The following is a 23109-nucleotide window of genomic DNA, read 5'->3' as shown; positions in this document are numbered from 1 at the left end:
TTCAATTAAACTTTCATCATATGTTCGGGGCAGTCGATCCGCAGATCTTCAGCATATAAAGTCCGTTCCAGAAGTTTACAGAAAGGCTCTTTTCCATTCTCTGAAGGACGAAAATACACACAGGTTGCACACATTCTCTGAATCGTTATAACTCCCGATATATTGAGCTGCCGGATAATGCCAAACAGACTATGGAGCATATTTTCTTTGCTTTCCTCATCCAGCAGCCGGACAGGCGCAGTGATATCCTTTGTAAAATAAGAAGTTTTATCCGCTATTTCTTTTCCCTTTTGACTCAGATGAATGATGTAGCTGCGGGTATCATGAGGTTCATATTCTTTGGTGATCAGATTTTTTAATTCAAGCGATTTTACGGTTTCGCTGATGGTAGCTTTCGTCATATTGAATTCGTCTGCCAGGTAGCTTACCTTTCTTTTTTCATCACTGTGATTCAGGAGAAAAATGAGAACCTGTACCTGGATCGGACTCAATGCATGCTCTTTACTTTCCTGCCACAGTAAAACACGGAAAGCCTGTGAGATCCTCTCTAAAGAAGCTACGATTTTGCTTTCCGTGTTCTGGTTTTGATGTCTTAAATTAAAATCTGATTCATTCATCAATTACAATTTTCCATTTCTATAATGGTATAGCCTTTTTTTCTGATTTCGGCTTCCCATTCGGGCAGTACCGCCTCGGTGTGGCAGAAACTGCATTCTTTAGAGGTAAGGTCCGGATTTTCCATTCCTTTTCCCTTTAGATAATCTTTTCCGTATCCGTAGATAACTGCGGTGTCGGTAATTTCTCTGGGAGCAATAATATCAAAATGCATTACTGATCCGTCTTTTTTGGTCACATATGTATCCCAGACTGCTATTTGCATATTAACTTATTTTTTTTATGATAATAATATAAAATGCTTCACAAATGTAGTAGTCCTAACTATGTGAAGCAAATTTTTTTAACCTTTTACGTCTTCTAAAGACGCACCGAAATTAATGTGAAGAACATTTCCGTTAGGTGTCACTAAAGCTGGGACAGACTTTAAACCTGCCTTTTCAGCTTCTTCAATCCTTTCTCTGTTGTCTCCAAGATGTACAATTTCCACATTTTCCTGGCCGATTAATGAGATAATGTCGTGCTCTGCACTTACACAGACAGGACATCCTGCATGATAAAAAACTGATTTTTTCATTGTTGATTGTATTAAATTAATTACTGAAGCAAATTTAGTTAGTTATCCTAACTAAATAGATTAAATTTGTAAAATTAACATAATTTTAACATTTTGACAGCTGTTTAATTAATGTAAGGAGTTGAAAGAGTTGCGTTTATCATAATTGCCTTAACTTAAATTGATCCAACAATATTAGGTGATTAATATTAGAGCCTTATATATGATAAACACTCTTCGAAATTCTATGTCAATAAAAAAGGCCGAACTTTCGTTCGACCCTATCGGCTATTATAAAAATTAAAATTGTCTGCGTTTTAGATTATGTTTTGCCGCTCTTTTACTCCGGTTGAGTAAAAGAGCAGATCTGATTATCCAGATTAAAACATAACAATACCATCATATCTTCATATACTGGACTGATTCAGCCTTAAAAAGTTTCTAGTTATTTTCTCTTCTTACCGTCATAAAATAAGAAGCGAATACTACTAAACATGTTGCGATTCCGATGTAAGTTACCATTTTTGTTTTATTTTTAATTATTTGACTTATTATTATCAATTTTACATTGCAATATTACCACTTTATAATGAAGTGTCAAATGAAATAATTATGATGTTTATCAGGTACTTACGTATGTTGTTGTTAAGTTTTAGTCTCTTTTTGTTTACAAATATTTAATACATTTTTCAAAAATTAATGTTATTTTTATTGTTTTATCTGTAAATTTTTAAAAATCTGCTAATGCTTTGAGGGCTTCTGTTTAAGACTTGATAATACAAAAAAGATTAAATGATATGCATAATATTAATAAATATAGAAGCAAAATTTTATCACAGATAGAAAATTTTACATTAAAAAACAATTAACATTAGAATTTTAATCACTCTAATGTGAACCTAATGTTTCTTTTTAAATGAATTTCGGGTAGGATCTCAGTTTTCAGTAGTTTTACAGAAACTGTTATTATATGATGCGTAGTTACATTTATTTGGTATTGGCATTATATGAAATTGTGGCGACTACTTTTTTGAAAAGTCAGAACAGTTTACCCGGGTTATTCCTTCGGTGATTACTGCTTTAGGATATGTGGCGACCTTTTACCTGTTAAGCCTTACCCTTCGCCAGGTTCCAATAGGAATAGCCTACGCCGTCTGGCCGGGCACAGGGATAGTAGCTGTTACGATTATCGGGATCCTGGCTTTTAAACAGATTCCTGATACGCCGGCAATTATAGGAATACTATTAATGGTAATCGGTGTTTTGGTGATTAACCTATTTTCAAAAATGGGATCACACTGATGGTGAAAATCTTAATTCAAATCAGGAAGCTATGATGTCCTGGGTTTTCTGCTGTTGTTTCCAATGTTCAGCCCTCTTTTCATAAAGGAAAAATTTGCCAAGTTTGTACTTAAACTTCAGATATCCTCGAAATTCAATTCCGTCAAATAAACGGTACGGGATATCCGGATTTTCTTCCAGCGAAGTTTTGATTCCTAAACTAAAGACCGTAGGACCTGTGGTCGAATGGACATCATTAGGGTATCGGTGGGTCTGGATATTATCAATCATCAGTTCAAGGGTTTTTTTCAGAAAAGGATGATTTTTACTGAAGATTAAACCCCATTGCACATATAAATTAGGATGTCTTTCCGTACTGATAATGGCTTTATCGTTTTCTCTGACGAGATACCGTAACGGTCTGGTAATGGCACTGTCGATATCAAGATACACGCCTCCTTTTTTATACAGAATGGCATATCTGAAAAAATCTGCTTTAGCCGCTCCGATGGTGAGTTTATGATAGCTTTCTATATATTCAGGAGGGAATTCGTCGGTGAGAAACCTTTCAATATCCTGATCATCATAGAAAAAATACCGGTACTCAGGATTTTTTCTTTTCATATACCAGATATGCAGTTTTGTGATCAGGGGAAGTTTTTTAGTTTTAAAAGTCTGAAATATTTGTTTTGGAATGGACATGGATTTAAATTTAATAAAACATAAGAGAATTCAGATTGAAAATGTAATAGCGCATAACTAAATAATTGTTAATTAATCGATTGAACTATCTATTTTCGCTGTATGTCTCTTCAGTAAATTGACAGTTAGATCACTCTTTTATGTAAAAGTTAAATCAATCATTTGATTAATTTTTGTTTTTTTAAACAGACAATAGAAGTGTAGGTTGATCTATTTTGAGGTAAGACATTCGCTATTGTACCAAGTCTTAGAGAGAAGTGGATTTAAAATTTTAATATCCGGTAATATAGTCTTACAACTACAAATATTGATACCTTAAATAAGCTTTCCATGCATAGAAGAAGATAGGGTATTGGTAAGTATTAAACCTATCAAATCGTAGGTCAGATGTTATAGGTGGAAATCTTTTTTACAGTCCATTTTTTATTGATAAATACAGCCTCGATAGACCCGCCGCCACTGCCGCTTCCATAATTAATATAAAATTTGTTCTCCTGTTTATCTTTTTTAATTCTTCCCAGATAGTAGGGAAACATTCCCAATTTATAGTCTGACTGTAAATGATTCATTTCCTTTTCAGGATAGATCAGAATTTTCACATTTTTAGGTGAGGCTTTCTGAAAATAATCGCAGTCTGAAAAATATCCTGTAAAAAAGTAGTTGCTTTTTGAAAAATGAAAATTCTCATATTCGCTGTCGATTATCAGGGAATAAAGATTTGAAAACTTCGAGTTTTCTGATTTGTATAGCGGATTCATGTCTGTGAAATCCGGGATACCATCCTGATCAGTGTCCGAAGATTTTGGGTCTAATAAAATTAACGTTTCAAATAAATCATTGAATCGGTCATGATCCGTATCTTTTCTGACGATATCCAAATCAATTTCAAAAACCAACCGATCCTTTACTGCTTCACTTGGAGGACCGAAAGGATATCCCCAGCTTTTACTGATCCGGATAAAACTGCCATAGGCGACCAGCGTATTACCGGTGATAAAACTGACAGGCTGTCGGTCATTAAGGTAGGTGAATTTGCTTAGTCCAAGATAACAGGCGTTCGGAACACCATTTTTGACTTCCAGAAACCAGTATCCGAATTGATTTTCTCCGATTCCGTAGGTCTCCCTGTTATTCTGCTGTATATTCTTATAAACGAACTGATCTCCGAAATGGCTGATCAGTTCTTTGAATCTTAATTGATATTCTTCAGCCCTTTTTCTCCATATACTTTCATCACTTATATTCAGATTCCTGTCATTATTATAATTTTCCTCATAGCTATCTACGTGCTTACTCACAGAAAATTTCACATGATGCGGATTGGCCTGTAAAATATCTTCCGGGCGGTCGATTGTAAATTCCTTGTAGTGAATTTTCTTATCTTTACCATCTTCAAAACAGTTTTTTTCAGTCCTATAATCCTGACAGGATAAAGTTGCAAAAGAAATGAGTGTTAAATAAAATAATTTCATCAGGTGGTAATCTTTAGTATAATTTCTGGTCGGTTTCACAGTAAAAACTTCTTCTTTTTCCCAGTCCTGTCTGTTTTTTGATCATCTTGTTTCCGCACTTGGGACAGATTTTTTTAGTGTGTGCGAGCCAATGCTTTTTAAGCACAAAATCTCTTTTCCATTGTAAAAAGTCAAAACTGTAGTTCCGGGCTTCTGTAATAAGTTCACTGATCTTTCTGGCAGGCATCTTTCCCAACATGCTTTCCGGCTGCACTCCGATTCTGAAAAGTACTTCATTTTTGATGATATTTCCCACTCCTGAAAAAATATCCTGATCCATTAATGCATCGCACACCATCATTTCGGGATTTGATTTTAATTTCTTTTTGGCTTTTTCAGCGTTCCAACCGTCGCTCATCACATCAGCTTCCCAATCGATGCCTGACAGAAATTCAAGGTCTACCCGTTTCACATTGCAGGTGTAAAAATATACGGCACCCTCTTTAAAGTTGAGCGACAAACGCAGCTGCCGGTCCGGTTTGGTATTTTCATCCACTTCATAAGAACCGAACATCAATAAATGAATCCTGATGGCGAACTCATCAAAAACAAGGTAAGTCTGCTTTCCGAACGTTCGGATTTCAAGTAAAATTTTCCCTTCTAAGGGGGCTTTTTCAAATTGGGCATTCCCATCTGCTTTTATTACTTTTTTACCTGTAAATTTCTGCAGATCTTCTTTCATTAATACAATGGTAGGACCTTCCGGCATGGCTGTTTTTTTCGATAAAAATTCAAATATTATTCCGTAAAAGTAAAATTTGAAGTAATTTTGAAAAATGATGAACTTAAATCAGATTTTCACCAATCAGCGTACGGGAAACAATCCACATACTAAAGCTTCAAGAACGGATTTTCAGAGAGATTTTGACAGAATTATTTTTTCTTCGGCTTTCAGGAGACTTCAGAACAAAACCCAGGTTTTTCCGCTTCCTGGAAGTGTTTTTGTACACAACCGTCTGACGCATTCACTGGAAGTTTCGTCTGTCGGACGCAGTTTGGGAAGTGTCATCGGAGAATTTATCCATGACAGCTTTACAGGTGATCTGACGGAAGATTCTAAAAATTTTTACCTCCATAATTTAGGAAATGTTATTGCAGCCGGCTGTCTTTGTCATGATGTTGGAAATCCGGCATTCGGCCATTCCGGGGAAGATGCGATTGCCAGTTATTTTGAAAGAAATGAAAATGATTTAAAGCCTAAATTCAGCGAAAAAGAATGGGCAGATCTGGTAAATTTTGAAGGTAATGCCAATGCGATCAGGGTGCTGGCTCAGCAGCAGCAGGGAAAAGATGCAGGAGGAATACAGCTTACGTTTGCTACCTTAGCAAGTATCGCCAAATATCCTTGTGAAGCGATCGCCCGGGATAAAGCAATCCTTCACCGGAAGAAATTCGGGTTTTTCCAGAATGAAAAAGATATTTTTCTTGAGATTGCCAAAGCAACCGGTTTGATCCCTGAGAGTGAAGAGCCGTATATTTTTAAAAGGCATCCGTTTGTCTGGCTGGTAGAAGCTGCAGATGACATTTGCTATAACATTATCGATATGGAGGATGCTCACAGGTTAGGCATTGTTTCTACTGCAGACTGTAAAAATCTTTTCTTTGAACTGGTAAGATCTGAAACCGATGACGTTAATAAAGTGGAGCATAAGCTTAATTCCATTGGCAATGAAAATGAACAGATTTCCTATCTGAGGGCAAAGGTGATCAATGCGTTAATCAATAAATCCATTGAGCTTTATAAAAGTAATTTCAATACCATACTTGAAGGTAGTCTGGAGAAAGGACTTCTCGATATTTATAAATCAGAGAACAATGCATTGCAGGATATCGAAAGCTTTTCTATTGAGAAAATTTACAATCACAAAGCTGTGGTGGAGATCGAGAATGCAGGTTACAATGTAATGTACGAACTGCTGGATCATTTTATTCCTTCGATTTTAAAATCTGCTGACGACAGAAAATCATACGATAAAAAAGCACTGAAATTAATACCCAAACAATTCGTGTATGATGAAGGTACCGATTATCAGAAAGTCCTGGGCGTGATCGATTTTGTATCCGGAATGACGGACAACTATGCTACCGACCTTTACCGGAAGATCAAGGGAATTGATATCGGGATGACGGTTTAACAATCAGCTTCAATCCTTCTTACCTCATCAACTCATCTGCTTCTTCAATGAGAGATTTCATTAAAGCGGTAGCACTTTTATATTTCAAGATGGGGGCGATCTGGCCGCACCAGAAAAAAACCAGTTCATGCTTTTTCTGTTCCAGTGCTGCTTTTCTCATAGGTGCCATAAAAGTCGTCTGCAGCGGGAAAGGCAACGTCTGATCGGTTGCATACAGCAATTCACCGCTAATGTCCGTGGTGATTCCGCGTCCTAATCTTCCGGTGTAAGCCCTGGAAAGAGTAGTGGATTTTGCGGCTTCCGAGAACAAAAATTCTTTGTGAACCGGCAATGCTCCGGATTCTTCAGTTGCTAAAAATGCCGTCCCGATCTGTACGCCTTCTGCTCCTAAAGTCATTGCTGCCTTTATTCCCCTGCCATTGGCAATTCCGCCGGCGGCGACGAGCGGAGTTTTTACCTTATCTTTTATCAGTTGGATCAAAGCGAAAGTACCGGTCGTTGAAAGTTCTGCTTTTTCCAGGAATGAAGGTCTGTGGCCTCCGCTTTCAAAGCCTGAAGCTGCAATAACATCAACGCCAATATTTTCTAATGCAACGGCTTCGTCTACTGTCGTGGCATTTCCGACAACTACGGTTCCCTGATTTTTTAGCCGATCGATAACATCCGCATCCAAAAGCCCATACATAAAGCTGAAAACTTTAGGTTTAATATCAAAGACCACCTGCAACTGATTCTGAAATCTTGATTCAAAAGAGGGTGGAAGTGGTGGAAGCTCTGTATTTAAACGGTCGTAATAAGGTTTAAAGATTTCTGCTGTTTTCTGATACTGCTTTTGTGTATGCTCCTGATCAACAATATCGTGATCATTCACCCAAAGGTTCAGGTTATACGGATGGTCGGTTATTGATTTTATCTGCTGATCGGCATCATAAATTTCCTGAGGAGACAGGGTATAGGCACCATAACCTCCCAACCCGCCAAGTCTGCTGACGGTTGTCGTCAATTCAACGGTTGACAGTCCGCCACCGAACGGTCCCTGGAAAATCGGATATTCTATGCCGAGTAAATCTGTTATTCTGTTTCTATTCCACATAAGTTTACTATTTTTTAATTAGAATCGGTTTGAGGTTCTACAGCGGTTAATATTATTTATGGTTACCATAACTTTTAATCTATAAAAAAGACTATTTGAAACATGATTTTTACTATTTCATCTGAATCAGGTAATGAGAATCACCCATCAAAATTAATCATATTCAGATGGAAAAAAAGCGTTAAAATATGAAAATTTTTAAGTTATATTGAATGCTTCTCTGACATCCCTTATGCTCTGTTTCCCGGCTTGCTTATTATAAGTCCTAATTTTTTACTATATTTAATGAAACACAACATTCATTATTACGACACATTAAAAATAAAAATTAAAACTATGGTATATTTAGGTATTTTAGCATTTTTCGGACTGATCACATTGTTCGCCTCTTTTTTTACGGTCAAGCAGGAGTCTGCAGCAGTAGTAGAAAGATTAGGCAAATTCTTAAAAGTCAGTCATGCAGGTCTGCATTTGAAAATTCCGTTTTTAGATCAGATTTCTAAACGTCTGAATCTCAGAATTCAACAGCTGGATGTTATTATTGATACCAAAACCCTGGACAATGTTTTCATTAAAATGAAAGTTTCCGTGCAGTATCAGGTGATCAGAGAAAATGTAAAAGATGCGTATTACCGTCTCGAGAATCCTGAAAATCAAATTACTTCTTATGTTTTCGACGTTGTCCGTGCAGAAGTTCCGAAAACGAAATTAGATGATGTCTTCGTAAGGAAAGACGATATTGCGATTGCTGTTAAAAGTGAATTACAGGAATCAATGCAAAGTTACGGGTATGACATTATCAAAGCTTTGGTCACTGATATCGATCCCGATGAGCAGGTAAAACATGCGATGAACAGAATCAATGCGGCAGAGCGGGAAAAAACGGCAGCGGAATATGAATCTGAAGCGCAGAGAATCAGAATTGTAGCCGTAGCCAGAGCAGAGGCAGAGTCTAAAAAACTTCAGGGGCAGGGAATCGCAGACCAAAGGCGGGAAATTGCAAAAGGTCTGGAAGAATCCGTAAAAATGTTGAATGCTGCCAATATCAACGCGCAGGAAGCATCAGCATTAATTGTCGTTACACAGCATTATGATACCTTAAATTCTATCGGAGCTAATAACAGGAGTAATTTGGTTTTGCTTCCGAATTCTCCTACAGCAGCGAGTTCTATGCTGAATGATCTGGTTGTTTCGATGGCCGCAACGCAGAAAATGGATGAATATAGTAAAGCACAATTACCCGATCCGCCCAAAAACAGAGATTATTAAACATAATTCTTACCATAACAAATCCCTTTTCGGTTGAAAGGGATTTTTTTTATTTCTTAGTTTTAGAAACTTGTCTGATAAGAGTGTATCTGATGGAAGAGCCGTCCGCGGGAGGATTAGCTAATTTTTCGGTTTTTATTTTCAGAACATATTCATACCCGGGTTCGTAAGTAAATCCTTCGATATTAGAATACAGATTACTCCATTCCCCTGCAGGAGTTTCTTTTACCTGAAGGCATTTCATGGGAGCAACTCCTGTACAATCTGCAGTTTGTGGTCCTACGATAATGGTTTTCGTATTTTCACCGGACATTCCTGAGGAAGTGGTGCATTGCAGTGCCGTAAATAAAGAAAGCATGGGAATTATTCCTTTTATAATATTTTTCATTTTGTTCATCTATACATTTTTAGGCAAAAGAACAATTACTGTGCCCAAATCTACCTGATGAAAGTTGCCTTTTAATGCTTGCTTTTTATTATTTAATTAATTAATTTGGGTGTCCTTAATATAAATTAAACCAAATAATACAAAATGGATAATCAAATTCAAATTGAAAATTACAGAATTCAAAAACCTGAAGCGTGGGCCGGAAATATTGAAGATCAGGAACTGATAAACCGTATAAAAGATTCTGAATTTGCAAGAAAACAGGCTGATGAAGGACGCGATTACTGTTATTTTCTTGATAAAAAATATTATACCAGCAATACGGAAAACAGTGAGTATGTCTGCATGGCTTATACTTTAAATGAGCCCGGAAATCTTGAAAGAGCATCCGTTTCGGAAGTTGTGGTGGAAGAAAATGAAATTTATTACATTCACAGAATCAGTGTTTTGAGAGATGGTATTTTAGTAGATAAAATCCAGGATACCAAAATCAAAGTGCTGGACAGCGAAAACCAGAGCAGTGGCGGGGTCTTAAGCAGTAACAAAAAGATTAATATCACCATTAAGGATCTGAGGCTTTACGATATTCTGATTATGGAAGATTCCAGGGTAAAAGCGTTTACAGACCGCGACTTTTTAAGAAAAGCATTTTCGAAACACGTATGGGTAAGTCCCGATAATTACTGGGCCTATGGAACCTTTAAATTTACTTTCATTAATGATCGAAGTGAGACCGTTGCGTATAAAAAGACATTTTTCAGAGATGAAAAAGGAGAGGTGATACCACCTGAAGTCGGTTATCTTAAAAAAGGTGAAAAATTCCTTATTGAAGAAGAGAATTATATCAATCCCGTAGATGCCAGCCGTGAAATTTTTCCTTTCATCGATTTTGCTACGGAAAGCAGCTGGAAAGATTTGTCAAATTATATTGCGCCTATTTATGAAGAGATTTTCAGCAGATCTTCTCTTAACGAATTTGCTCCCGACTTTGTTGAAAAATTAGACGCTATAGTGGATGCAGACGAGAAAATTCAGTTCGCTATTGAGTATGTGCAGAATAATATTTACTACATTTTTAATGCAGATGAAATGAATGGGCACAAACCTCAGGAGCCTGCAAAAACGTATGAAACCAAACAGGGGGACTGTAAGGCAAAATCGGTACTGTTAAAAGTTATTCTGGACTATCTGGGAGTAGATTCTTCTATTGTTTTAGTGAATTTTCATACTGATTTTTATATAAAATATTATCTGCCGTCCCTGCTAAGCTTCAATCATGTTATTGTAAAGATTAATCATCAGGGGGAATCATATTTTGTAGATGCAACGATCCGTGATGAGTTCGGATTACTGGAAAACCGCGGTTTTATTTATTTTATGCATTATCTTGAAATAAAACAGGACAGCGAACTGCAGGAGCGAAAGTCTTATAGGTATCCTTATTGCTGTATCGATGAAAAAGTGGAGTTTAATACAGAGGGGAATACCGGGCAGTTAAGATTAACGACATTATATAAGGGAAATCGCGCTAACGCGATGAGAAGGTTCTTTAAGAATACCAACAAACGGGAAATCATAGACAGCTGGAACAACTTTTTATTTTACAGTTTAAATTATGCAGGTGACAGAAACGGTACCGATGTGCGGAATGTCTTTAAAGATGCAACAATTGATGTCATTGGAGATGATAAAAAACTGAACGAGTTTAGAATTCAGTATCAGGCACATGTAGAAAATCCTTATTTCGTGGATCCTCAGAAGAACCGGTTTTTAATGTATTTTGACAGAAATGTCATCAAAGCCAGCGCCAGAGATTTTATTCATAAGGATCTGCTTTTCTGGCATAATTTCGACAGTGAGAAATACGAAATCAATCTTTATACGGACCAGAAAATTGATACCAATGAAAAATATACGGTCCAGGAATGTACCATTTCAAATCCGTATTTTGATTATACCAGTCGCAAAAAAGTAACCAAAAACGGAGCAACTGTTTCTATAGATTATAAGCCCTTGGTCAATCTCGAAATTCCTGAGCGTGATTTTGAGGCGTTCAGAGAGGCCCATCATCAGGTGGCAGACAGCAATTTCGGGCTGGGGATTGACATTATTGAACCCGGACTGATGAATATGCTGAAATTCAGCTTTAAAAAGAAATTTAAATAGAGTTGAAGCGGAATCAATATGATTAAGTTTTTTTTAAGTGGATTATACAGAAATAACTTTGTTTTATAAATTGAGAAAATTGCAAAAGAGGCCTTCTTCACAGATGTGAGAAGGCCTCTTTTCATTGAGTTTTTTTTATTTATTTCTTAATGAATTTAATATCTTCAGATATGGTATCGTTATTAATTGTTATAATATATGCGCCGGTACTAAGTTCAGAAACAGGCACCTGTTTATTGATGATTTCTCCTTTTTTAATGATTTGACCTACCATATTATGGATTTCAAAGTTTGTTTTTCCTGAAATGTTCGTAATATTGATGATATCACCGGTCGGATTAGGATATATACCAACTTTTTGGACCCTTGTATCGCCGCCTGCCCCTAAATTGTTTTGAGTTGTAAATGCTTTTGTAGTATAATAAGTAAAATTATCAGTAGCATGAAAAATAACCTGTCCTGAACTTGTTGATAAATCTACGTAGGCACCATCACTTAAGCCATCTCCGTAATCATCAGAAATGGTAAATACATAGCAGTCCTGGGGTAAGGTCCACGTTTGTGTGATCAGCGAAGGATCGGGCTGTCCAGTCTGGGTATTGGAATATGATCCTGATTTGATGACCTGTCCTGCACTGTTTTTTAAATTCCATTTTGTTTCACTGCCATACCGGTCTCTCTGTAATTTGAATGTTACAACGGTGGTGTCAAAATACTCGGGTGTTGCGGGTTTTATATAATTTCCAGAAGAAACATTATTGCTAGCTCTTTGGTCAGCGCTTCCATTTACAGATACGATAGAAGCAGAAACCGGTGAAGACGGTGCCGTAGGATCCACAGGAATAAGAATCACATCGGATTTATCCTGAGCTAAATTACCGGTCCAGTTATAAGTCTGGGCAGGGCCTCCGTTAAAAGAGTAAGAAATTACCGATGATGTGAGATTGCTGCTTCCTCGGTTATAAAGAACGATGCGCAGTACACCGGAACCGCAGTTAGATACACCGGCAGCACAGCCTCCTTCGTACCTTATTTCGGCATCATTGGGAAATAACGGAATAGCCTGATCTGCCAGAGAGGTTTTCAGTTCCATTCTCCTTGGAGAATTATCCATGACTGCTCTCATTCTTGTTTTCTGATCATTGGTGTAAATGTTCATACAGGTATCATGGGTGTAATCCATGTAATTCTGAACCATCTCATATACTGCCGGATCATCACAGCTGGGTTTGGCTGTATTGCATATATAATTGGCACTGTGTGCCGTAGGGGTATCTGCGCAATAATCTGTTCCACATGCGTCCTCTCCCCAGATGTGCTTCAATCCTATAAAATGCCCAACTTCATGGGTCATTGTTCGCCCTCTGTCGTAACCGGGCTGCATAAGAAATGTTCCGTCATTGTAATCCATACTTCCGAAAGTACTGTACACTGCAACTACGCCATCTGTATCAGCTAACCCTCCGGTTGCTGCTAATCCTGGGAGTCCAGAGTCGGGAAACTGGGCATATCCCAAAAGTCCGCTTCTTGCAAAATCAATACTCCACATATTCATATATCTTGTGGGATCCCAGATGGTCTGAGGTTTTACAATACTGTCGATATGTTCTAAGCTCCAGTAATCCTGACAGAGATTTTTTCTATCGATGCCATTAGTTGGGTTTCCATCCGGATCTACTTTAGCGAGGGCAAATTGTATTTCTGTATCGGCCCCTACCAGATTAGAATTAAATCCAGGGGTATTTGCTAATTTTCGGAAGTCATTGTTCATGACCGTGATTTGAGAGATTACCTGGGCATCCGGAATATTTGGAGCTACACCAATATTCTGTCCGCTATGGATAACATGCACAACTACAGGAATAGTGATAATGTTTCCGTTCTGAGATTTATTCAGCTTGCTTTTTTCAATTAAAGGAGCCAGCCAGGATTCAAATTGTTCCGTGGTAAGTCTTCCAGGAAACTTGGCCCTTAATGCTTCTTCATGCTCGTTGGTTGCACATCGCTCGACCCCCAGAGGGCATGCATTCGCTTCTGTTGATTGCATTTTAATCCTTAATTCTTTATGTTGTGCATTTACTGTTCCGATAACAGCAAAAACAGTTAGCATTAAGGAAATCTTAGAAAAAATAGATTTAGTCATCACTCATAATATTTTATTATATTAGCAAATGTATAAAAATTACAAATAAATAATATATTAAAAATGTTAAAATACGATAATTTATTAAATATTTATAATGAAAAATAGACTTTTATTGCTTAATATTATTTCGATATTTTTAAGTTTGAGTTGTTTTAATCAAAGTAACTTGGATAATGACAAAATTTTATCAACTTCAATTTTAAAAAAAGAGAAAATTGAGAAAGTTCAGTTATCAGAGCAGACAAGAGGAATTAATGAGGAGGTTATTCTGACATCAACTTCTATTACGGCCATTTCAAACGGAGATGTATCAGAATGGCCAATCTCTTCCACTTATTGGGGAAATGTTTCCCGGGAAGCGGAAGCTATTGATCTGTCTCAGATTAAAAATCTGCAGTCTCCAACCACAGACAGATACTCTGATCAGGCCATATCTGTGACGATTACGATTATCTGTGACGGATCTGCCTTCACCTCGGCAAGTTTCGACATCGGACAGCCTCCGAAAGAGTTGAAAAGATTATATGAGGCAATCAAAGGTAATTCAGTAAAGATAAAAAAAAGCAATTTTAAAAGTTAAAGGTTGTTGTTAATTGATTCCGGTTTAAATTTTTCCGGCGGGTTTGCAAAGCAAACCCGCCGGAAAAATTTACCAATTGAAACTGTTTGTAAGTTTATGTTTGTTTAATTAACCTGAGTTCGGGATAAGGAAATGAAATAAAATTTGTATGAAAAAGTAATAATTCGTATATTTAAGTTATTGATGTTCAAATATTTAAACGAATTATTACTTATGATTTTGAAAGACCAAATTACAAATATTTTTGTACAAATTGATGATTTTTGTAAAGAGTTTGCTGCTCAAATTAAAAAAATGAAAAAACAGGCCCTTGGGGATAGCAAGAAAAGAAGAAACAGAACATCCAGAATGTCTGATTCTGAAATTATCACCATCATGATAGGATTTCACTTAGGTGCCCACAAAACATTTAAGCATTATTACAAAGAAATAGTTTGTGGGTATTGGAAAGATTTATTTCCCACCAGTCTTTCATACAATCGGTTTATTGAACTTCAGCAAAGAAACTTTGTGGTTTTGGCCTTGTTTCTGAAAGAAAAATGTTTGGGAAAATGCACCGGAATAAGTTTTATGGATAGTACAGCTCTGAGAGTTTGCAGAAATCAAAGAATACACAATCATAAAGTTTTCAAAGGTTTGGCAGAACGTGGAAAATCTTCAATGGGTTGGTTTTATGGCTTTAAGCTTCATTTGGTTTGTAATGAAAAAGGAGAACTCTTATCCTTTTATTTAACAAAAGGAAATGTAGATGACCGAAATCCAAAACATATAAAAAAAATGACTCAGCAGCTGTTTGGAAAATTATTTGCAGATAAAGGATATCTTTCAAAAGCTCTATGGGAAATGCTTTTCGCTGAAGGCATTCAGCTTTTTACCAAACTCCGAAAAAATATGAAAAATCATATTATGAAGATGGAAGACAAAATTTTATTAAGAAAAAGAGCAATAATTGAGACTATAAATGATGAACTTAAAAATCATTGCCAGATAGAACATACCAGACATAGAAGTGTGAACAATTTTATAATCAATATTTTGGGAGGATTAACCGCATATTGCTTCTTCCCTAAAAAACCCTCACTAAACCTCAATAAAGGAAATGACGGCCAATTGTTTTTACAATTCGCTTAAACCGAACTCAGGTTAATTAAGTAATACTATTGCTCCCAAGGCTTCTTAGCTGCCGGTATTCCTGTAAACTTCTGTTTGCCGATCAACAGCTCAAAAAATAATCTGAAATCTGAAATCAGTGACCAGATAGGATACCTGAATGTCGCGGGCTGATTTTTCTCTATTACGGCATGGCTGAACCAGGCAAAGCCATATCCAAAAATCGGCACATACCATAAAAATCTTTCTTTCCCGGAACTGATGACATAGGCGATAACGATAAAGACTAAAAGAGTACCCAGAAAATGAAAAATGCGGGTGCCCATTCTGCTGTGTTCTGTTAAGTAGAATTGATAGAATTCTCTGAACGTTTTTATTCTTTCAGACATAGTGTTTTGGTTTAGATATAAAAAAGCAATAGCAATAATTCAGCCATTTTTTTTTAAAAAAGAAATCGCGAAAGACGGATTGTCCTTCGCGATTTTAGCAGGTATATTTAAGTTGAATATTTAAGATTTTCCCAGTTTGCTGTTTTTATAACCGTAACAGAAATAGATCACCAGCCCTATGGCAAACCATATCCCGAACCAGAACCAGTTTTCATGACTCATTCCCGTAAGAAGATATAAACATGAGCTCAAACCTATTAACGGAATTAATGAAAGATTCTTCATGAATGTCCAGACACAGATGGCCAGATTAATTAAAATAAAAAAGAAAATGGAAGCCCTGAACTCTCCTTCTCGGGGATCGCTCCAGTTCATCAGACTATCAAAAAACTGTGGCTGCCAGATGTAGAAGCCAATGAGCCCTCCGATAAAAACAGCCGGGAAGATCAGTTTGCCGTTAATATAAGGCAAGTGGAACCTTCCTTTTATTTTTTCCTTTGCGGGAAGCATCAGAACCCCTGCGCAAACCAGTACAAAGGCGAAAATGGTTCCTATACTCGTAAAATCCAGAATAAATGTTTTATCGGTGAACAGAATGGGAACTCCCACCACAATACCCGTAATAATGGTAGCAAAAGAAGGTGTTTTGTATTTAGGGTGTACCTTCTGAAACTTTTGAGGCATAAGTCCGTCACGGCTCATGGCATACCAGATTCTGGGCTGTCCCATCTGGAAAACCAGCAACACGGTGGTGATAGCCACAATCGCTATAAACGAAACGGTGAGTTCCATCCACGCCACATTGGCATTGGTTTTTTCAAAAATAAATGAAAGAGGATCTCCTACACCGTCAAATTTTTTGTAATCTACCATTCCGGTTAATACCAGGGTTAAGGCAATATAAATAAAAGTACACAGGACCAGGGAAATGATCATTCCTTTCGGCAGTGTCTTTTGTGGATCTTTTGTTTCTTCTGAAAGCACACTTAGAGCATCAAACCCGATATAGGCAAAGAAAACTCCCGATACAGCGCTCATGACGCCTACGAATCCGTTCGGCATAAAAGAAGGGATCCCTGTCTCAGGGCTTACGGGCGTCCAGTTTTCCGTATTGATGTAAGAAAAACCAACCAGAACGACCAGAATAATCACTGCTAACTTTAAGATTACCAAGGAATTGTTGAAATTTTTACTTTCTTTCACTCCGACATAACATAGCCATGTGATTAATCCGTTGATCACAAGAGCCGGAACATCGACAATGAATTTTAAACTTCCTAATAATGGGGCCGTTTTCCAGGCATTTAGCAGTTCTTTGTTTTCAGAGCCGTTTTTAAAAGCCTTCTGTGCTTCGGTATAGCTGCACGTTAAATAATCGGGAATATGCATTCCCATGCGCTCAAGGAAGCTTGTGAAATAATCGGACCAGGAAAAAGCAACATAGATATTTCCAAAGGAATATTCCATGATCAGTGCCCATCCGATGATCCAGGCGATTAATTCCCCGAAGCTGGCATAGGCATACGTGTAGGCAGAGCCGGCAGTGGGAATTCTGCTGGCAAACTCAGCATAGCAAAGTGCGGTAAATCCGCACGCAAATCCACAGATTAGATATAGTAGGATAACACCCGGGCCTCCTCTGAAAACGGCTTCTCCCAAACTGCTGAAACTTCCGGCTCCAATGATGGCCGCAATACCGAAAAATACAATATCCCAGACCCCTAAAACCCGTAAAAGATCCGTCGATGTATCTGTTTCTGAATAGTTTTTCCTTCTGAATAGATGATTCATTAAATGAGTAGGTTTAATTTGAAAAAAACAAATGTAATTATTTCTCCGTTATATTCCGGTTTTTCTTAAGGTTTCTTATGGAAAAGTTAAGAAGTCTTAAAAAGTATCAGACTTATCAACAATGTGTTAAAAGGCTTGTTTATACAATATCTTTTGTATATTTTCGTTCGGAAATTGTGGATAAATATGACACGGAATTTTAAATAATTAACTGATTTTCAGCTTACCCATTTTAAAATTTAAAATTAATGAAATCAAAAAAAATACTTTTAGCGGCTGCTGTGTTTTATTTCGGGATTTCCGAAGCGCAACAGTCTCAATACTTTACCCAAAGAGAGGACTACAGGTTCAATCTGGCAGAGAATCTTTACCAGACCAAAATATACAACGCTTCCCAGTATGAATATGCACGACAATATTTTTATAACCAGAATTTATCGAGATCAAAAAGAGAAGCGGCCCAGTTTTTTGATAATGTAATAGGTGTTATTCTTCAGAAAAATCATGCTGAAGAAGGACTGACTGCCTTCATAAAAGAATATCCGAACTCTGCTTATTTTGCCCAGGCTAATTTACCGCTGGCGGACTATTATCTTGCTAAAAAAGATTTTGAAAAAGCACTGGAAACTCTGAAAAATGTGAATCAGTACCAACTGTCAAAAGAAGAAAATACACAGTATATTCTGAAGCTGGGATACGCTAAATTTATGATGGGCGATTCCAAAGGTGCAACCGATGCACTGGAAGAGGCTTATAAGACGGCAGATGATTCTCAGAAAGGAGATATTGCGTACATGTTGGGTCACCTGTATTATTCAAACCGACAGAACGATAAAGCTTTCCAGTATTTTGACTCGGTAAAAGACCAGCCGAAATATTCGAAACTGGTACGTCCGTATTACGTTCAGATGTATTATAACGATAAAGATTATGATAAAGCTGTTTCAGAGGGTACTCTTCTGCTGAATGAAGATATTTCAGATTTCTATAAAGCTGAGGTTCATAAGATCATAGGGGAGAGCTATTTCATGAAAAATGATTATACTTCCGCCTATCCGCATCTTAAAGATTACCTGAGTGTTCAGCAGAATCCGTCTGAAAACGATCTGTATGAAATGGGATTTGTTGCCGCTAAACTGAAAAAATATGACGAGGCGGTTTCCTATTATAACCAATTGCTGAACAGCAACTCTGCATTGGCTCAGAATGCTTACTATCAGCTCGGTAATGCTTATCTGGCAGTTGATAAAAAGCAGGAAGCCCTTTCTGCTTTCCGTTCTTCTTACCAGATGAATTATGATCCGAAGGTCAAAAAACTGGCACACGAGCAATATGCAAAGTTAAGCTATGATATCGGTAACCCTTTTGAAAGTCCTTCAGCGGTCATTCAAAGCTATATTAACGAAAATCAGAATGCGGCAAACGCTTCTGAAATGAGATCGATTCTTGTGAAATCCTATCTGTATTCCGGAAACTTCAAAGAAACCCTGAATGCTATTGATAAACTCCAGAGTTCTTCTCCCGATATCGATAAAGTAGATCAGGAGGTTTCCTACCTTCTGGGAACGGAAGAATTCAACAAAGGAAATTATGATGGGGCAGAGCAGTACTTCCTGCGAAGTTTAGGTTTTAACATCAATAAGGAATTTAACAACAGGGCTTTGTATTGGTTAGGTCAGGTCTATTATCAAAAAGCAAATTATCCGTCTGCAATCGTGCGTTATGAAAAATTACTGAACGAAACTTTTCCTGAAAAGCAGCAGTTACCCTATGATCTTGGATATGCTTATTTTAAATCTAAAAAATTTGACCAGGCGGAAACTTATTTTAAGCAATACCTGAACAATCCGAAACCTGAGTTTAAAAATGATGCAGAACTTCGTCTGGCAGATATTAATTATGCTAATAATAATCTGAATGAAGCCATCGCCATTTATGACAAAAACGAGGATGCTACAGATTATACTTTATACCAGAAAGCAATGGCGTTAGGGTTTAAAGGAGATACACAGGCGAAAATTACCAATTTAAAAAATCTGTTGTCAAAATATCCGGGATCCGAGTATTATGACGATGCCCAGTACGAAATCGGAACTGCTTATGCAGCGCAGGACGATTTTGCCAATGCCAATGATTTCTTTGGGAAAGTGATTAAAACTTCTTCGGATAAAGATCTTATTGCCAATGCTTCGATTTACAGAGCGCAGAATTATATCGATCAGAACCAGAACGAAAAGGCCTTATCTGAATTGAAATCGCTGGGTGAACAATACAGAAACACAGCGTATGCAGAAAAGATTGTTCAGGCTGCGAAACCTGTATTCACTAAAAACGGAGATGTTGCAGGATATGAAAGTTTTGCAAAAAATATAGGGGTGAATGTAGATGCATCTGAAATTGATGAAATCAATCTTTCCACAGCGAAGCAGTACTTTACAAAAAAGGATTATAAAAATGCCATCTCCTATTACGAGAAATATTTAACCCAGAATCCTACAGGAGAAGGACTTTACCAGGCCAAATATGAGCTGGGAGAGAGCTATTATCAGACGAAGAATGCGACAAAGGCATTATTGGTTTTACAGGAAGTTGCTAATGTCCAGAACGATTATCAGGATGATGCACAGACCCGTTTGGCTCAAATCTATATGGCACAGGGTAATCAGGCTGAAGCCAGAAAGTACCTGGAAAATATTAAAAATTCTTCAGACGTTAATGTTAAAAATTATGCAAATGTAGAGCTGATGAAGCTGTATGCGGATGAAAAGAATTTCGCCCAGGCTGAGAAACTGGCGGATGCTGTTATTGCCAATAACAAAAATTCTACTGCAGTCATTGAAACGGCAAAAGTGATCAAAGCCAGAAGCCTGATGAATTCCGGTAAAGATAAAGACGCCCAAAACGCGTATACTTCTCTGGAAAAATCTTCCAATACCGAAGTGGCGGCAGAAGCACTGTATGCAAAAGCATTCTATCAGAACAAAGGAAAAGCTTTCAAATCCTCCAATGAAACGATCTTTAAGCTGGCCAACAATTATGCATCGGAAGAGTACTGGGGTGCTAAGGCTCTGGTCCTGATGGCTAGGAATTATGTAGGCTTAAAAGATAACTACCAGGCAAGTTACACCTGTGATCAGATCATTAATAATTATAAAGATTTCCCAGAGATTGTAGCTGAAGCCAAAGAGGTTAAAAAATCGATTAAAAAGTAAGTGTAAAATGTACAGCGTAGAATGTAAAAGTAAAATGTAGCGTTAGGTACATGATACATCCCGCATTATACATTAATACCCATTGTAAAAATGAACAAAAGAATTCAATTATTATCCATCATATTCCTGGGACTTTCGTCAGTGGCGTTTTCCCAAATCAAAGAAGAGAAACTGATTCTCAATAAAAAAAGAGAACCGGAAGTAAAAAAGATTGAAAAAAAGAAAACTTCGGTAGAAACCATCAAGAATTATCCGCCGGAAGAAAAATCTCAGAATCCTGTAAAATATACAATTACGGACGTTCCTGCAGTTTCAGATTTTAAAACCTCCACTATTCAGGGGCAGGATGTGACTCCCAAATTTGAAGGGACCGCTCAGAATAATTACGTCCAGTTCGGAATGGGTAATTACGGCAAAATTTTGGGAGATGCTAACATTTCGGCGAGACTGCGAGATAGGCTTGAAGTAGGGCTGGATGCGCACTTCCTTTCTACATTGGGGCTGAAGAAAGAGTATCCATGGGATTCGAAACAAAGTTCGACAACTTTGGGAGCCTTCCTGAACTCTTACGGAGATAAAGGAAAGTTCAACCTGAATGCCGAATATGGCTTAAACAGTAATAACTATTATGGTATTTATGCACTAGAGCCGGGAGATGTGGATCTGGACCAGCGGGTAAACCAGTTTAAGGTAAACGGATATTATGACTTTTATTCCAACGAGATTTTAAATGATGTAAGAGTAAAATCTTCATTTTTAAAAGATCATTTTGATGCTCAGGAAAATCAGGTGTCCATATTAGCTAATCTTTCGAAGCATGCTGTGGAAATCGGAAAATCGGGAATTAACCTGAACGCTGATTTAGGTGTTGGACTAGAAGCGGTGAACAGTGAATTCGCGATCAGGGATAACAATACATCGAACTTTGTTAATACCAGTCTTACCCCTAAAGTTACTTTCAGAAAAGGAGAGTCTTATCTAATGTTAGGATCATCATTTTCGTTTCTGAATTCAAAAAATTCGAACGATCTGATGGCTGGGCAGTTAAAAAATAATAAAACCTACTGGTTTCCACAGGCAGAATTTCAATATGCCGCTGCTAATGAATTCAAATTCTATGGTGGCGTTGACGGAGGCTTAAAGTTAAATACATATGCTGATTTACTGCAGCAGAACCCTTTCATTCTCTCGGATCAATATTTAAGACCAACGGAAACGAAATATCATTTCTATGTAGGTTTAAGAGGTGATATTGATGAAACTTTTAAATATGATGTGGCTGCGGGATTCGGAAAGATGAAGGATATCATGTTCTTTAAAGCCAACGGCCTGTTTGATAACACCTATCCTTTAAACCCTTGGGCATATAATTATGCCAATACATTCTCTGCCATTTATGATGACGGAAATGTGAGTGATATTAAAGGAAGCCTCCAGTATTTTCCTTTGGCCAATTTAATATTGGACGGAGAGGTGAAATTTACCAAATTCGACCTGAAAAATTACGAGGAAATCTACAATGTGCCCTTACTTACTGCCAGTATCGGGGCAAAATATACCATGTTGGATAAAAAATTATTGCTTGGTTTTAAAGGGATTTTTGCCAGTGACAGAACGACGAATTCCTTTATGATTGAGGGAGTTGGCAGTCCCATGATGTACCAGTCTACAGAGGATACAAATGACAAAGTTGGGGGGTATGCAGATTTAAATCTTTCGGCAGAGTATAAAATTCACAAAAATTTCAGTATTTTTGCACTCGGAAACAATCTTCTGAGCTCAAAATACCAGACGTACAAAGGATATAAAGTTCTTGGTGCACAGATTTTGGGAGGTGTGAAGATTACTTTCTAAAAAGATATCGGTAACAAATTCTGAAGTTATTTAATACCGGTTTATCACAACAGGCTGCATAGTTTAATGGATAGAACTTCGGATTTCGGCTCCGACAGTGAGGGTTCGAGTCCTTCTGCGGTCACAATAGCCCCTTTTATAGGGGCTATTTTTATTTCTTGATTTAATTCATTATAAATTAAATTACTTCTTTTTCCTGTTGTTATCTTTCATTTCACTTTTTATCAATATTCGTTACTTCATTTTATTCACAAAAAGATAATCAATCATACTTCAACCCAGTTTATTAATTTTAAAAATTAAAATATTAA

Annotated in this window: 18 protein-coding genes, 1 tRNA gene and 1 pseudogene; 9 read left to right on the top strand and 11 right to left on the bottom strand. The window is 37.2% G+C overall.

The window, feature by feature from the left end:
* Positions 1-5: 5 nt before the first annotated feature.
* The 3 genes from ODZ84_RS04325 to ODZ84_RS04315 all read right to left on the bottom strand — a co-directional run bounded on the left by ODZ84_RS04325 (position 6) and on the right by ODZ84_RS04315 (position 1192).
* Positions 6-617 (bottom strand): MarR family winged helix-turn-helix transcriptional regulator, encoded by a 612-nt coding sequence (locus ODZ84_RS04325; RefSeq protein ID WP_266175772.1) that lies wholly within the window; start codon positions 615-617, stop codon positions 6-8.
* Complete coding sequence (locus tag ODZ84_RS04320; protein WP_266175771.1) at positions 617-880, bottom strand: DUF2024 family protein; 264 nt, start codon at positions 878-880, stop codon at positions 617-619. Before ODZ84_RS04320 ends, ODZ84_RS04325 begins: the two co-directional genes overlap by 1 nt.
* 78 nt (positions 881-958) lie before the next feature.
* Complete coding sequence (locus ODZ84_RS04315) at positions 959-1192, bottom strand: thioredoxin family protein (RefSeq protein ID WP_266175770.1); 234 nt, start codon at positions 1190-1192, stop codon at positions 959-961.
* A gap of 952 nt (positions 1193-2144) precedes the next feature.
* Here ODZ84_RS04315 and ODZ84_RS04310 point away from each other — a divergent pair.
* Positions 2145-2473, top strand: a pseudogene (locus ODZ84_RS04310) (DMT family transporter).
* A 21-nt stretch (positions 2474-2494) separates the two neighbouring features.
* Here the strand turns inward: ODZ84_RS04310 and ODZ84_RS04305 are convergent.
* The 3 genes from ODZ84_RS04305 to ODZ84_RS04295 all read right to left on the bottom strand — a co-directional run bounded on the left by ODZ84_RS04305 (position 2495) and on the right by ODZ84_RS04295 (position 5374).
* Positions 2495-3154, bottom strand: a complete 660-nt coding sequence (locus tag ODZ84_RS04305; protein ID WP_266175769.1) for a glycosyltransferase family 32 protein — start codon at positions 3152-3154, stop codon at positions 2495-2497.
* 383 nt (positions 3155-3537) lie between these two features.
* Complete coding sequence (locus ODZ84_RS04300) at positions 3538-4626, bottom strand: hypothetical protein (RefSeq protein ID WP_266175768.1); 1089 nt, start codon at positions 4624-4626, stop codon at positions 3538-3540.
* A gap of 13 nt (positions 4627-4639) precedes the next feature.
* On the bottom strand, positions 4640-5374 hold the full coding sequence (locus tag ODZ84_RS04295) for a DNA-formamidopyrimidine glycosylase family protein (protein ID WP_266175767.1): 735 nt from the start codon (positions 5372-5374) through the stop codon (positions 4640-4642).
* 70 nt (positions 5375-5444) lie between these two features.
* On the opposite strand from ODZ84_RS04295, the gene ODZ84_RS04290 reads away from it, so the two are divergent.
* On the top strand, positions 5445-6800 hold the full coding sequence (locus ODZ84_RS04290) for a deoxyguanosinetriphosphate triphosphohydrolase (RefSeq protein WP_266177325.1): 1356 nt from the start codon (positions 5445-5447) through the stop codon (positions 6798-6800).
* Positions 6801-6819: 19 nt separating this feature from the next.
* Here the strand turns inward: ODZ84_RS04290 and ODZ84_RS04285 are convergent, their stop codons facing one another.
* A complete protein-coding gene (locus tag ODZ84_RS04285) occupies positions 6820-7893 on the bottom strand; it encodes an NAD(P)H-dependent flavin oxidoreductase (RefSeq protein ID WP_266175766.1) in 1074 nt (357 codons plus the stop codon).
* A 336-nt stretch (positions 7894-8229) separates the two neighbouring features.
* Here ODZ84_RS04285 and ODZ84_RS04280 point away from each other — a divergent pair, with 336 nt between their 5' ends.
* The gene (locus tag ODZ84_RS04280; protein ID WP_266175765.1) at positions 8230-9162 is read left to right on the top strand and encodes an SPFH domain-containing protein; all 933 of its coding nucleotides are present in this window, start codon (positions 8230-8232) and stop codon (positions 9160-9162) included.
* A gap of 49 nt (positions 9163-9211) precedes the next feature.
* On the opposite strand, the gene ODZ84_RS04275 is transcribed toward ODZ84_RS04280, so the two are convergent.
* On the bottom strand, positions 9212-9559 hold the full coding sequence (locus ODZ84_RS04275) for a DUF4377 domain-containing protein (RefSeq protein WP_266175764.1): 348 nt from the start codon (positions 9557-9559) through the stop codon (positions 9212-9214).
* A 135-nt stretch (positions 9560-9694) separates the two neighbouring features.
* Here ODZ84_RS04275 and ODZ84_RS04270 point away from each other — a divergent pair, with 135 nt between their 5' ends.
* Entirely contained in the window at positions 9695-11716 is a 2022-nt protein-coding gene (locus ODZ84_RS04270; protein WP_266175763.1) for a hypothetical protein, read from the top strand.
* A 139-nt stretch (positions 11717-11855) separates the two neighbouring features.
* Here the strand turns inward: ODZ84_RS04270 and ODZ84_RS04265 are convergent, their stop codons facing one another.
* Entirely contained in the window at positions 11856-13859 is a 2004-nt protein-coding gene (locus tag ODZ84_RS04265; protein ID WP_266175762.1) for a M43 family zinc metalloprotease, read from the bottom strand.
* A gap of 97 nt (positions 13860-13956) precedes the next feature.
* Here ODZ84_RS04265 and ODZ84_RS04260 point away from each other — a divergent pair, with 97 nt between their 5' ends.
* Both ODZ84_RS04260 and ODZ84_RS04255 read left to right on the top strand, forming a co-directional pair.
* A complete protein-coding gene (locus tag ODZ84_RS04260; protein WP_266175761.1) occupies positions 13957-14442 on the top strand; it encodes a hypothetical protein in 486 nt (161 codons plus the stop codon).
* A gap of 213 nt (positions 14443-14655) precedes the next feature.
* A complete protein-coding gene (locus ODZ84_RS04255) occupies positions 14656-15573 on the top strand; it encodes an IS982 family transposase (RefSeq protein WP_323670682.1) in 918 nt (305 codons plus the stop codon).
* A gap of 26 nt (positions 15574-15599) precedes the next feature.
* Here ODZ84_RS04255 and ODZ84_RS04250 read toward each other — a convergent pair whose 3' ends face one another.
* Entirely contained in the window at positions 15600-15941 is a 342-nt protein-coding gene (locus tag ODZ84_RS04250) for a DUF962 domain-containing protein (protein WP_266175760.1), read from the bottom strand.
* A 120-nt stretch (positions 15942-16061) separates the two neighbouring features.
* Positions 16062-17732: an APC family permease gene (locus tag ODZ84_RS04245; protein ID WP_266175759.1), complete on the bottom strand. Its 1671-nt coding sequence runs from the start codon at positions 17730-17732 to the stop codon at positions 16062-16064.
* Between the two features lie 248 nt (positions 17733-17980).
* Between ODZ84_RS04245 and ODZ84_RS04240 the strand changes: the two genes are divergently transcribed.
* From ODZ84_RS04240 to ODZ84_RS04230, 3 genes are all read left to right on the top strand, one after another.
* On the top strand, positions 17981-20944 hold the full coding sequence (locus tag ODZ84_RS04240; protein ID WP_266175758.1) for a tetratricopeptide repeat protein: 2964 nt from the start codon (positions 17981-17983) through the stop codon (positions 20942-20944).
* Between the two features lie 90 nt (positions 20945-21034).
* Positions 21035-22798: a TonB-dependent receptor gene (locus tag ODZ84_RS04235; protein WP_266175757.1), complete on the top strand. Its 1764-nt coding sequence runs from the start codon at positions 21035-21037 to the stop codon at positions 22796-22798.
* Between the two features lie 52 nt (positions 22799-22850).
* Positions 22851-22922, top strand: a tRNA-Arg gene (locus ODZ84_RS04230).
* The last annotated feature ends 187 nt before the right edge of the window (positions 22923-23109 follow it).

The organism is Chryseobacterium fluminis, assembly GCF_026314945.1.
Taxonomy (GTDB): domain Bacteria; phylum Bacteroidota; class Bacteroidia; order Flavobacteriales; family Weeksellaceae; genus Chryseobacterium; species Chryseobacterium fluminis.
The sequence above is the reverse complement of the archived record's forward strand: the minus strand, read 5'-3'. Positions and strand labels throughout refer to the sequence as shown.